Genomic DNA, 12,197 nt, shown 5'->3' with positions numbered 1-12,197 from the left:
GGTAGCGCCCTCTCCGCGGCTGCTACCGAAAAGGCGCATCTGAATGTCGTCACCGAGCTCTTCCGCATCACTATCGCGTGCGATGACCGACCCGTTCGGCCGGACCATCAGCTATTTGCGGGTATCGGTTACCGATCGCTGCGATCTGCGCTGCTTTTATTGCATGTCGGAAGACATGACATTCCTGCCCAAGGCCGATCTGCTCTCGCTGGAAGAGCTCGACCGGCTGTGCACGGCCTTCATCGCCAAGGGCGTGAAGAAACTGCGGCTGACCGGCGGCGAGCCGCTGGTCCGGCGCAACGTGATGTCGCTGGTGCGGTCGCTGTCGCGCCACCTCGACTCTGGCGCGCTCGGCGAGTTGACGCTGACCACCAATGGCTCGCAGCTGGCGCGCTTTGCTAACGAATTGCGCGACTGCGGGGTACGCCGCATCAACGTCTCGCTGGACACCCTTGATCCCGCGAAATTCAAGGCGATCACCCGCTGGGGCGATCTCGACAAGGTGCTGGCCGGCATCGAGGCCGCGCGCGCGGCGGGCCTCGCCGTCAAGATCAACGCGGTGGCGCTGAAGAACCTGAACGAGGAGGAAATCCCTGACCTGATGCAATGGGCGCACGGCAAGGGCATGGCGCTGACGCTGATCGAGGTGATGCCGATGGGCGACATCGGCGAAGGCCGCATCGATCAGTATGTACCGCTGTCGCTGTTGCGCACGCGCCTGGCCCAGCAATTCACGCTGACCGATCTGCCTGATGACACCGGCGGCCCTGCCCGTTACGTCAGTGTCGCCGAAACCGGCGGCAAGCTCGGCTTCATCACGCCGATGACCCACAACTTCTGCGAAGCATGCAACCGGGTGCGCATCACCTGTACCGGAACGCTGCATACCTGCCTCGGCCACGAGGATGCCTCCGATTTGCGCAAACCGCTGCGGGCTTCCGCCGACAACGACCTGCTCTCCGCCGCGATCGACCGCGCCATCGGCCTGAAACCCAAGGGCCACGACTTCATTATCGATCGCCGGCACAACCGCCCGAGCGTCAGCCGGCATATGAGCGTCACCGGCGGCTGAAGAGCAGCCTGTTACCGCGCTGTTACATTATGGGCTCATGCGATCACGTGCCCGTCGCAAGGTTTCCATTTTCCAATTGACGCTGCCGCGCCGCGCTGAAATGGTGCGGCGGCTTTATGCTTGCATGGCCGAAAGGGCCGCTGCGCTCTCAAGGGCGCAGTCAAGACGGCAAGAGCGCTGGTTGGGGGATGACATTGCGGTCGCAGCAAACAACAAGCCGTGGCGCCCTGCGCGCGACACACGGCGGCGAAAAGAAGAGCGCTGAAGCGCCGGATCCGCTCGACCGGCGAAAGCCCGGACGAACATGATGCGTCCGCTACTGGCGCTGAGCCGCGGGATCGACCTGCTCAACGAAAAAATCGGCAACGTCTGCAACCTGCTGGTCCTGGCGGCCTGCGTGGTCAGCGCCGGCAATGCGATGATCCGCTACGCCTTCGGCTACAGCTCCAATGGCTGGCTCGAACTGCAATGGTACATGTTCGCGATCCTGGTGATGTTCGGCGCTTCCTACACCTTCAAGCGCAATGAACATGTGCGGGTCGAAATCCTCTATCTGATGCTCTCCGAGCGCGGCCAGCTCTGGCTCGATCTGATCGGCACGCTGGTGTTCCTGATCCCGGCCTGCCTGTTGCTGTCCTGGCTGTCCTGGCCGTTCTTCATGCAGGCTTACTCCGTCAGCGAGGCGTCGAGCAATGCCGGTGGCCTCTTGCGCTGGCCGATTAAAATCGTCGTTCCGGCGGGCTTCGTGATGCTGGCGCTGCAGGGCGTATCCGAGGTCATCAAGCGCATCGCCGCGCTGCAGAACCTCGTGACCATCGACGCCAAATACGAGAGACCGATGCAATGATCACGCTGGAAATGATGCCGCCGCTGATGTTCGGCGGCCTGATTCTGGCGATGCTGATCGGCTTCCCGGTGGCATTCACGCTGGCCGCGGTCGGATTCCTGTTCGGCTTCCTCTCGATCTATCTCGGCTTCTTCGATTTCGTTTTCCTGCAGGCCATTCCGGGCCGGATCTTCGGTAGCGTGCTGTCCAACGAACTGTTGCTCGCGATCCCGTTCTTTACCTTCATGGGCGCGATCCTGGAGCGCTGCGGCCTCGCCGAAGACATGCTGGATTCGATGGGCCAGCTGTTCGGTCCGATCCGTGGCGGCCTCGGCTATTCCGTCATCATCGTCGGTTTCATCCTCGGCGCCATTACCGGAACGGTGGCGGCGCAGGTGATCGCGATGGCGCTGATCTCGATGCCGGTGATGATCCGTTACAAGTACAACATCCGCTACATTACCGGCGTGCTCGCCGCTTCCGGCACCATCACCCAGCTGGTGCCGCCGTCGCTGGTGCTGATCGTGCTCGCCGACCAGCTCGGCAAGTCGGTCGGCGACATGTATCTCGGTGCATGGGGCCCGTCGATTCTGCAGATCGCGCTGTTCGCCGGCTACACCTTCTTCCTCGGCCTCATCAAGCCCGACCACGTGCCGCCGGTGCCGCGCGACCAACTGACGTTGCGGGGCTGGCCGCTATGGCGCAAATGCCTGATGGGCATCATCCCGTCGGCCGTGCTGATCTTCGTGGTGCTCGGCACCATGATGCTCGGCCTCGCCACCCCGACCGAAGCCGGCGCCATGGGTGCGATCGGCGCCATCGTGCTCGCGGCAATCCACAGCAAGGAGTTCAGCAGCACCGGCCAGAAAATCCTGATTGCCGGCGTCATCGCATTGGGCATCGGCGCCATCATCGGAGTTTTCCTGACGCAGGGCCTGCTGTTCAAGCTCACCTTCGTCTTCGCCTATTTCGCCGTGGTCTGGGTTTGCCTCGAGGCCGTGCGCATCCCGGAACTGCGCAGCCTGATCAAGCAGGGCTACGAAAGCACCATGCGCCTGACCACCATGGTGGTGTTCATCCTGATCGGCTCGACCTGTTTCTCGATCGTATTCCTCGGTGTTTCGGGCGGGGTGTGGCTCGAACACATGCTGACCTCGCTGCCCGGCGGTGTCTGGGGCTTCCTGAGCTTCATCAACCTCTTCATCTTTTTCCTGGCGTTCTTCCTCGATTTCTTCGAGATCGCCTTCATCATCCTGCCGATGGTGGCGCCGATCGCGCAGAAGGTTCTGACGCCGGTGGTCGGGGCGGACGCGGCGCTGATCTGGTTCGGCGTCATGCTCTGCGTCAACATGCAGACCTCGTTCCTGCATCCGCCGTTCGGCTTCGCGCTGTTCTACCTGCGCGGGGTGGCGCCCAGGTCGGTCAAGAGCTCGGATATCTACTGGGGCGCCGTGCCCTGGATCGGATTACAGATCATCATGGTTGTGCTGGTGATCGCATTCCCGTGGACCGTGACGGCACTCCTCGACAAGCCGATCAGCGCCGAGGACATCAGCAAGGTCAGGATCGTAATTCCGGAAATGGATGAATTGCCACCACCGGATTTCAAAACGTTTGGAAAGCCCCAGTAGCGGTCCCCCGGAGGGCAAAACGAAAACTACCGGCGGCGCTGCCTGCGGCCTGGGCACGGTGGTACCGCGGGCGAATATTCCCCTTCAATATCAACAAACTTCAATTGACGGCGGCTCCGCGCGCTGGAATGGTATGATCGCTTCATGCTGGCCGGGCAGGATAAGCCGCCGCGTCTGACGGGCGCGGGAAAGACGGGCAGAGGCGCAACTGGGAGGGGATTTCGTTGCAATCGCTCTTGAAATTTAGCCGGGGAATCGATGCGTTCACCAAATGGGTGGGCAAGCGCCTGGCATGGCTGATCCTGGTGGCGGTGGTCGTCGCCACCGTCAACGCGATCATCCGAAAAACCTTCGACGTCTCGTCGAATTCCTGGCTCGAGCTTCAGTGGCTGCTGTTCAGCATCGTGTTCCTGTTCTGCGCGCCGTGGACACTGCTCGATAACGAGCACATCCGGATCGACATCATCAGCAACATGATGAAGAAAAAGCTGCGGGACTGGGTCGACGTCGTCGGTCATGCTTTCTTTCTGATTCCGCTGTGCATCGTCATGATCATTACGGGCGGCCCGTTCTTCATGCGCTCGGTCGAGGTCAACGAGCAATCGAGCAACGCAGGCGGATTGCCGCAATGGCCCGCCAAGTCGCTGATCATCGTCGGATTCACCCTGCTGCTGGTGCAGGGCATATCCGAACTGATCAAGCGAATAGCCGTGATGCGCGGTTTGATCCCGGATCCGCATGCAACCCAGGTGCACGCCCTCGAGGCCGAGGTCGAGCATCTCATCGAAGCGATCGAAAAACGCTGACCGCAGAACAGGGTCGCAGGGGAATCTAGATGTCAGCTTTTGTTATCGCCAATATGGCGCCGATCATGTTCGTGTCATTGGTCGTGTTCCTGCTGCTGGGTTATCCGGCGGCTTTCTCTCTCGGCGCGGTGGGCCTGATCTTCGCTTTCGTCGGCATCGAACTCGGCGAGTTCCGGCCGGACTTCCTGCAGGCGCTGCCCGAACGCGTATATGGCGTGATGAGCAACGACACGCTGCTGGCGATTCCCTTCTTTACCTTCATGGGACTGATACTCGAGCGATCCGGCATGGCCGAGGACCTGCTCGACACCATCGGACAGTTGTTCGGCACCATCCGCGGCGGCCTCGCCTATGCAGTCATCTTCGTGGGCGCCCTGCTCGCGGCGACCACCGGCGTCGTCGCGGCTTCCGTGATCTCGATGGGCCTGATCTCGCTGCCGATCATGCTGCGGTACGGCTATGACCGGCGCGTGGCATCCGGCGTGATTGCGGCGTCAGGCACGCTGGCGCAGATCATTCCGCCCTCGCTGGTGCTGATCGTGATGGCCGACCAACTCGGCAAGTCGGTCGGCGACATGTACGAGGGCGCGTTCATTCCGGGGCTGGTGCTGGCCGGCCTCTACGCGCTTTACGCGTTTCTCGTCTCGATGATCTTTCCCAAGGCGGCGCCGGGCTTACCGGCGGAAGCGATCGGCTTTCGCGAGAAGGACGGCAGCCGCGGGCTGGTCTCGCTGGGGATGCTCACCGTCGCCAGCGTCGCCTTCGCCTGGCTGGCGATGCAGGGCTCGAAGACGACCGGCGCGGACTTCGTCGTGCTCAGCATGTTCTTCGGCATCCTGTTCGCGTTTTTTGTGGCGATCGTGAACTGGACCCTCGACAAGTTGACGGGATACCGTTTCCTGTCGGCCATGGCACAGCAGACCACTTTCGTGATGGTGCCGCCGCTGTTCCTGATCTTCCTGGTGCTCGGCACTATCTTCATCGGCATCGCGACGCCGACCGAGGGCGGCGCCATGGGCGCCGCCGGCGCACTGCTGCTCGGCGCCGCCAAGCGCCGGCTGAGCTGGGACCTGATCCGGCAGGCGACCGAATCGACCGCCAAACTGTCGGCTTTCGTCATCTTCATCCTGATCGGGGCCCGCGTTTTCTCGCTGACTTTCTACGGCGTGAGCGGCCATGTCTGGGTAGAGCACCTGCTGACCTCGCTGCCCGGCGGGCAGGTCGGCTTTCTCGTCTTCGTCAATGCGCTGGTGTTCGTTCTGGCGTTCTTCCTGGATTTCTTCGAACTGGCTTTCATCATCATCCCGCTGCTGGGGCCGGCCGCCGAAAAACTCGGAATCGACCTGATCTGGTTCGGCGTGATCCTCGGCGTCAACATGCAGACCTCGTTCATGCATCCGCCGTTCGGGTTTGCGCTGTTCTACCTGCGCTCGGTTGCGCCGAAGGAATCCTATATCGACCGGGTCACCGGCAAGCGCATGGATCCCGTCACCACGGGCCAGATCTACTGGGGCGCGGTGCCGTTCGTGGTGATTCAGTGCATCATGGTCGGGCTGGTGATTCTGTTCCCCCAGATGGTGATGCACTACAAGGGGGTCGCATCGACGATCGATCCAAACACCATCCAGATCGAGGTTCCGCAATTCGAACCCCCTCCGCTGGACTTCGGCCCACCCTCGAAGCAGTAGCCACGGTGCAAGCAAAAACCCCGGAGCGAAAGCTCCGGGGTTTTTCGTCGTCTGATGGTCAGCGGCCGATCTGCTCGCAGATCAGCCCCTGGAGTGACGCGCCATGAAGTTGTCGTAACCGATTTCCGCGACCTGGAACCACTGATAGCCGTTGCTCGTGAAGGCGGTCAGCGATTCCAGCACCTTCTTGAAGTTCGGATTGGCCGCGGCCGTTTCAGCGTGCAATTCCCTCGCAGCCTTGAGGCAGGCTTCCATGACGGCCGGCGGGAATGGCTGCAGCTTGGTACCGCCCGCGAGCAAGCGGCGCAGCGCCGCCGGATTGCCCTGATCGTACTTCGCCATCATCCAGCTGTTGGCATAGTGGCCGGCCTGCTCGAGAACGCTCTGATAATGCTTCGGCAGCGCATTCCACTTGTCGAGATTGACGTAGGCCAGCAGCATCGGACCACCTTCCCACCAGCCGGGGAAGTAGTAGTTCGGCGCGACCTTGTAGAAGCCGAGCTTCTCGTCGTCATAGGGCCCGACCCATTCGGCACCGTCGATGGTGCCCTTTTCCAGCGCGGGATAGATGTCGCCGCCGGCGATCTGCTGCGGCACTGCGCCCAGTTTCTGCAGCACACGTCCGGCAAAACCGCCGATGCGGAATTTGAGGCCCTTGAGATCGTCGACGGTCTTGATTTCCTTGCGAAACCAGCCGCCCATCTGGCAGCCGGTATTGCCGGCGAGCAGCGAGTGGACGTTGAAGCCCTTGTAGAAATCGTTCAACAGCTCCTTGCCGCCGCCCTGCATGTACCAGGCCTGATTGATGCGCTGGTTGGGACCGAAAGGCACCGCCGAGCCGAAGGTGAAGGTCGGATCCTTGCCGAAGTAATAATACGACGCGGTGTGACCGCATTCGACGGTACCGTTCTGCACGGCGTCGAGCACTTGCAGTCCGGGAACGATTTCGCCGGCAGCAAAAAGCTGGATCTGGAATTTGTTGTCGGTGGCCTCAGCCACCATCTTGCACATCATCTCCGCGCCGCCGAACAGCGTGTCGAGCGATTTCGGCCAGCTCGCCGCCATCCGCCATTTGATTTCCGGCGTCGATTGCGCAATAGCCGGCGCGGCCATGGCGGCGGCACCCACGACGCCAGCCCCGGTGACCTTGATAAAGTCTCGTCGCTTCATTGATTAATTCCTCTCTGATTGTGTGTCCGTTGCCTTCTTGTCGAGGCTGGAACCAGCATGGAACATCCGGTTCCGGATTTCCATGCCGAACTGGCTTGCAGATGAAAAAAAGCCCGGCCTTCTTGCGAAGGCCGGGCTGGTTTCTACGACTTAAGGCTTGTTCCTGGTCCTCTGGACCTCAGCCGCGGGTGCGCGAGCGGATCATGAAGCTGTCATAGGTATACTCGGCGACCTGCCACCACAGATACTGATCGGACCGGTAAGCCTGCATCGCATCGATCGACTTCTTGAAATCGGCATTCTTTCCGGACAGTTCGGCCCACAATTCGTTGGTGGCCTTCAGGCAGGCTTCCAGCACCTCGTTGGTGAACGGTCGAAGCTGGGTGCCGCTGGCCACCAGCCGCTTCAATGCCGCGGGGTTCTGCATGTCATAACGCGCCGCCATCCAGCTGTTGGCGTTCGCGGTCGCATTGGCGATCACGGCCTGATAGCTCTTCGGCAGCGAATTCCACTTCTCCAGATTGCAGAAGGCGTGAACGGTCGGACCGCCTTCCCAGAAGCCGGGATAGTAGTAATACTTCGCGACCTTCTGAAATCCGAGCTTCTCGTCGTCATACGGCCCGACCCATTCGGCGGCGTCGATGGTGCCCTTTTCGAGCGCGGGATAGATATCGCCGCCCGCAATCTGCTGCGGCACCACGCCGACCTTCTGCAGCACTTGACCGGCGATGCCGCCGATCCGCATCTTCAGGCCGGAGAGATCCGCGACGGTCTTGATCTCTTTGCGGAACCAGCCACCCATCTGGGTGCCGGTATTGCCGCAGGGAAAACCGATCACGTTATGCTTCTTGAAAAGTTCGTTGGCGAGCTCGTTGCCGCCGCCCTGGGAGAGCCAGGAGTTCTGCTGGCGCGCATTGAGGCCGAACGGCACGGAGGCGAAGATCGAAAAGGTCGGATCCTTGCCGACGTAATAATACGAGACCGTATGGCTCATCTCGACGGTGCCGTTGGAGGTCGCGTCCAGCGCCTGCAGGCCCGGAACGACCTCGCCTGCCGCGAACAGCTGAATCTGAAACTTGTTGTCGGTCATTTCCGCAACCTGTTTCACAAAATGATCCGCGCCGCCGTAAATCGTATCGAGCGATTTCGGGAAGCTCGAGGTCATACGCCACTTGATCTCGGGCGAGGATTGCGCGATCGCCGGTGAAGCCACGGCGGCAGCGGCGGCACCGGCCGCGGAAACTTTCAAAAAATCACGACGCTTCATTAGGGCATCTCCTTGTTGGGGCAATTTCTTCCCGGATTTCCTGGAGCGGCATGTTCGGCGACGCGGTATCTGCGTACGCCGAAGGCGCTCCGGCGGGGGCGCTTTAACACGGAAAATTGCGTTCGGAAAACACGACAACGTCATGACAGCACTGAATAAACGAAAGTCGCATATTTCGTGAAAATCAGGCTCAGGCGGCGGCGATAACGCCCTGGAGCTGGTCGCGGACCTTGGCCCCGATCGCCCGATAGATCGCCGCATGCGGCCCGTCCGGCTCGCTGTCCACGACAGGAGTTCCCGAATCCGAGGTGGCGCGAATCGACATGTGCAGCGGGATTTCGCCCAGGAACGGCACGCCGAGCCGTTCCGCCTCGAGCCGTGCGCCGCCGTGCCCGAAAATGTCGGATCGCGTGCCGCATTCCGGACACTGGAAATAGCTCATGTTCTCGACGATGCCGAGCACCGGCACGTTGACCTTCTTGAACATCGCCAGCCCCCGCCGCGCATCGATCAGCGAAAGATCCTGCGGCGTCGAGATGATGACCGCGCCGCGCAGCGGCACATTCTGCGCCAGCGTGAGCTGCGCGTCGCCGGTGCCGGGCGGCATGTCGACCACGAGAATATCGAGGGTTCCCCAGGCGACGTCGCGCAGCATCTGGGTGATCGCCGACATCACCATCGGCCCGCGCCAGATCATCGCGGTTTCCTCCTCGACCAGAAAACCGATCGACATGATGGCGAGGCCGAAACGCTGAATCGGAATCATCTTCCTGTTGTCGTCCAGCTGCGGCTTCTCGTGAATGCCGGTCAGCCGCGGCACCGATGGCCCATAGATATCGGCATCGAGCAGACCGACCCGCAAACCGAGATCGCGCAGGCCCAGAGCCAGATTAAGCGCCGTGGTGGATTTTCCGACGCCACCCTTGCCGGAGGCCACCGCGATCACGGCGGCAATGCCCGGTATCTCCGACTGCTTCGACATCGGCGAGGCGGGGCTCTGCGGCGGGCGATGCGCCGAGACCGGCTGCACGCCGTGCGAATGGCGATGCGGAGCCGGCGGAGGCGCTGCCGCCGGGGAGCCGGGTTTGCGTTCGGCGGTCAGCGCGATCATGGCGGTGGTGACGCCGGGAATGGCGCGTACCGCGGCCTCGGCCGCAGCCCGGACGCTTTCCCAGGCGCGGGCTTGCGCGGCATCGACATTGATCGAGAAGAACACCTTGCCGTCGTTCACGGTGACTGCCGACAGCACATTGGCGTGGGTCAAGGCGACGCCATCAGGCGACTTCACCTTGCCCAGCACATCGAGAACCTCTTGCTGCGTGACACTCACGGCGCATCTCCTAATTTGCTTTGGATGCGACCCATAGAGCGGTCCGGCTCAAAAGGCTACCTCGCCCCGATATCTTCCCGGGTCTCGGCGGGGGCTGCTGCGACGCCCTCCTCCTTGGCGGCCTCATAGTTCAATTCGATCATGACGCCGTTGGGGTCATCGACGAAGATCTGCCAGAGTTCGCCGCCCGGAACCTGCCGGGAGTCGTATTTGAACCCCTTGGTTTCCAGCCGCTGCTGCATGTCGGAAAAGCCGCGGCTGACGAAGGCGACGTGATGGACCACACCGGAATCGGGCTTTTGGGCCTCGTCGGTCCTGGAAATATCGACCAGATGCACCACTGCCTTGCCCTCGCTGTACATCCAGGCTCCGGGGAAGGCAAAGTCCGGCCGGGGACCCTTTTCGAGGCCCAGAATATCCTCGTAGAACCGGACCGTGTCGTCGAGCTTCCGGGTCCGGATGTTGAAATGATCAAGCAGGCCCACGCTCATGCCCATGCGATACACTCCCTTTTTTTGCGGCCCTGGTTCGAAGGCCATTGTTTGGAACACCATTCCTAGCACAAATCCCGGCCGACGCGCCAAACGGAGGCAGTTGCCCTCCATGCAGCAGGGTTTATTGTGCGCCTTCCTCATCCCCGGGGGGTCTGTTCCAGGACGAACCGGCCTCCCCCCGCTTTCCAGAACACCGTCCGGCGCATCCAATGCCGGCAAAACCCCAAGGTTGCTCACATGGCTAAAGTCGCTTTTCTCGGTCTCGGCGTCATGGGTTTCCCCATGGCAGGACATCTGGTGGCCAAGGGCGGCCATGAGGTGACGGTCTTCAACCGGACGCCGGCCAAGGCCAAGGCATGGGCCGAGAAATTCGGCGGCAAGACGGCTGCAACGCCCAAGGCCGCCGCCGAGGGCCAGGATTTCGTGATGTGCTGCGTCGGCAATGACAACGACCTGCGCGCCGTCACGATCGGCGCGGATGGCGCGTTCGCGGGCGTGAAAAAGGGCGCCACCTTCGTCGATCACACCACCGCTTCAGCTGAAGTCGCGCGCGAACTCGATGCCGCCGCCACCAAGGCGGGCTTCAAGTTCATCGACGCCCCGGTGTCCGGCGGCCAGGCCGGCGCGGAAAACGGCGTGTTGACGGTGATGTGCGGCGGTACCGCCGACGCCTATGCCGGCGCCGAGCCCGTGATCGCGGCCTATGCGCGGATGTGCAAGCTGCTCGGGCCCGCCGGCTCGGGACAACTGACCAAGATGGTCAACCAGATCTGCATCGCCGGGCTGGTCCAGGGCCTTTCGGAAGGCATTCATTTTGCCAAGAAGGCCGGGCTCGATGTCCAGGCCGTGATCGACACCATCTCGAAGGGCGCCGCGCAATCCTGGCAGATGGAGAACCGCTACAAGACCATGAATGACGGGAAGTTCGATTTCGGTTTCGCGGTGGAATGGATGCGCAAGGATCTGTCGATCTGTCTCGCTGAATCGCGCCGCAACGGCGCCAGCCTGCCGGTGACCGCGCTGGTCGATCAGTTCTATTCGGAAGTCGAGAAGATGGGCGGCAAGCGCTGGGACACGTCGAGCCTGCTGGCGCGGCTACAGCGCTGAACCCTGTTCGGAAAGTCGACGGCGCGCCGCGTATCGTTATGCGGCGTGCCGCCGGAGTTCGGCTTCATCGGTGCGGAAGGCGGAGACGACGCCGCCCATGTTCTCATAGCCGGTGAGCGACGGACCCCAGGCCGAGCCGTTCCACCATTTGTGATACAGCGCGCTGTCGGTGCCCGTCACGAACACATCGAGCCGGTTCGGGCCCCACGCCGTGACACGGGGCCTGGACGTGCAGACGCCGCCCATATTCTCGTAGCCGGTGAGCGACGGACCCCAAGCCGAGCCGTTCCACCATTTGTGGTACAGCGCGCTGTCGGTGCCGACCACGAACACATCGAGCCGGTTCGGACCCCAGGCAACCGCCTCGGGCTCTCCCACGCAGATGCCGCCCATGCGTTCAAAGCCGGTGAGCGACGGACCCCAGGCCGAGCCGTCCCACCATTTGTGATAGAGCGCGCCGTCGGTGCCGGTCACGAATACGTCGAGCCGGTCCGGACCCCAGGACACCACCCGCGGCGCGGACATGCACACACCGCCCAGGCGTTCATAGCCGGTGAGCGAAGGACCCCACGCCGAACCGTTCCACCATTTGTGATACAGCGCCCGGTCGGTGCCGATCACGAACACGTCGAGCCGGTTCGGGCCCCAGGCCACCACTTCCGGCTGCCCCAGGCAGATACCGCCCATACGCTCATAGCCGGTGAGCGACGGACCCCAGGCCGAGCCGTTCCACCATTTGTGATACAGCGCCCGGTCGGTGCCGATCACGAACACGTCGAGCCGATCCGGCCCCCATGAGACCACGC

11 protein-coding genes are annotated in these 12,197 nt (G+C 62.2%); 6 read left to right on the top strand and 5 right to left on the bottom strand.

Annotation, left to right across the window (positions count from 1 at the left end):
- Positions 1 to 43 precede the first annotated feature (43 nt).
- From moaA to Q7T45_RS11745, 5 genes are all read left to right on the top strand, one after another.
- Positions 44 to 1,072 (top strand): GTP 3',8-cyclase MoaA, encoded by a 1,029-nt coding sequence (gene moaA / locus Q7T45_RS11765; protein WP_304870870.1) that lies wholly within the window; start codon positions 44 to 46, stop codon positions 1,070 to 1,072.
- A gap of 307 nt (positions 1,073 to 1,379) precedes the next feature.
- A complete protein-coding gene (locus Q7T45_RS11760; RefSeq protein ID WP_304870947.1) occupies positions 1,380 to 1,919 on the top strand; it encodes a TRAP transporter small permease subunit in 540 nt (179 codons plus the stop codon).
- Complete coding sequence (locus tag Q7T45_RS11755; protein ID WP_304870868.1) at positions 1,916 to 3,529, top strand: TRAP transporter large permease subunit; 1,614 nt, start codon at positions 1,916 to 1,918, stop codon at positions 3,527 to 3,529. The genes Q7T45_RS11760 and Q7T45_RS11755 overlap by 4 nt, the downstream gene beginning before the upstream one ends.
- A 224-nt stretch (positions 3,530 to 3,753) precedes the next feature.
- Complete coding sequence (locus tag Q7T45_RS11750; protein WP_304870866.1) at positions 3,754 to 4,335, top strand: TRAP transporter small permease subunit; 582 nt, start codon at positions 3,754 to 3,756, stop codon at positions 4,333 to 4,335.
- Between the two features lie 29 nt (positions 4,336 to 4,364).
- A complete protein-coding gene (locus Q7T45_RS11745; RefSeq protein ID WP_304870865.1) occupies positions 4,365 to 6,023 on the top strand; it encodes a TRAP transporter large permease subunit in 1,659 nt (552 codons plus the stop codon).
- 81 nt (positions 6,024 to 6,104) lie between these two features.
- Here the strand turns inward: Q7T45_RS11745 and Q7T45_RS11740 are convergent, their stop codons facing one another.
- From Q7T45_RS11740 to Q7T45_RS11725, 4 genes are all read right to left on the bottom strand, one after another.
- A complete protein-coding gene (locus Q7T45_RS11740; RefSeq protein ID WP_304870864.1) occupies positions 6,105 to 7,193 on the bottom strand; it encodes a TRAP transporter substrate-binding protein in 1,089 nt (362 codons plus the stop codon).
- A 178-nt stretch (positions 7,194 to 7,371) separates the two neighbouring features.
- Positions 7,372 to 8,460, bottom strand: coding sequence for a TRAP transporter substrate-binding protein (locus Q7T45_RS11735; protein WP_304870863.1), 1,089 nt, complete (start codon positions 8,458 to 8,460; stop codon positions 7,372 to 7,374).
- Positions 8,461 to 8,650: 190 nt separating this feature from the next.
- Entirely contained in the window at positions 8,651 to 9,790 is a 1,140-nt protein-coding gene (locus Q7T45_RS11730) for an Mrp/NBP35 family ATP-binding protein (protein WP_304870861.1), read from the bottom strand.
- Between the two features lie 56 nt (positions 9,791 to 9,846).
- Positions 9,847 to 10,287, bottom strand: coding sequence for a VOC family protein (locus Q7T45_RS11725; RefSeq protein ID WP_304870859.1), 441 nt, complete (start codon positions 10,285 to 10,287; stop codon positions 9,847 to 9,849).
- Positions 10,288 to 10,521: 234 nt separating this feature from the next.
- Between Q7T45_RS11725 and Q7T45_RS11720 the strand changes: the two genes are divergently transcribed.
- Entirely contained in the window at positions 10,522 to 11,391 is an 870-nt protein-coding gene (locus Q7T45_RS11720; protein ID WP_304741943.1) for an NAD(P)-dependent oxidoreductase, read from the top strand.
- A gap of 36 nt (positions 11,392 to 11,427) precedes the next feature.
- On the opposite strand, the gene Q7T45_RS11715 is transcribed toward Q7T45_RS11720, so the two are convergent.
- Positions 11,428 to 12,197: hypothetical protein (locus Q7T45_RS11715; RefSeq protein ID WP_304870858.1), on the bottom strand; the 770-nt coding region annotated here is incomplete at its 5' end.

It is taken from the genome of Bradyrhizobium sp., assembly GCF_030646015.1.
Classification (GTDB): domain Bacteria; phylum Pseudomonadota; class Alphaproteobacteria; order Rhizobiales; family Xanthobacteraceae; genus Bradyrhizobium.
The sequence above is the reverse complement of the archived record's forward strand: the minus strand, read 5'-3'. Positions and strand labels throughout refer to the sequence as shown.

Bases quoted from the DNA above. Each gene is read 5' to 3' on its own strand.
- moaA (WP_304870870.1), top strand. From the start codon at position 44: ATGTCGTCACCGAGCTCTTCCGCATCACTATCGCGTGCGATGACCGAC.
- Q7T45_RS11760 (WP_304870947.1), top strand. From the start codon at position 1,380: ATGCGTCCGCTACTGGCGCTGAGCCGCGGGATCGACCTGCTCAACGAA.
- Q7T45_RS11755 (WP_304870868.1), top strand. From the start codon at position 1,916: ATGATCACGCTGGAAATGATGCCGCCGCTGATGTTCGGCGGCCTGATT.
- Q7T45_RS11745 (WP_304870865.1), top strand. From the start codon at position 4,365: ATGTCAGCTTTTGTTATCGCCAATATGGCGCCGATCATGTTCGTGTCA.
- Q7T45_RS11740 (WP_304870864.1), bottom strand. From the start codon at position 7,193: ATGAAGCGACGAGACTTTATCAAGGTCACCGGGGCTGGCGTCGTGGGT.
- Q7T45_RS11735 (WP_304870863.1), bottom strand. From the start codon at position 8,460: ATGAAGCGTCGTGATTTTTTGAAAGTTTCCGCGGCCGGTGCCGCCGCT.
- Q7T45_RS11725 (WP_304870859.1), bottom strand. From the start codon at position 10,287: ATGGGCATGAGCGTGGGCCTGCTTGATCATTTCAACATCCGGACCCGG.
- Q7T45_RS11720 (WP_304741943.1), top strand. From the start codon at position 10,522: ATGGCTAAAGTCGCTTTTCTCGGTCTCGGCGTCATGGGTTTCCCCATG.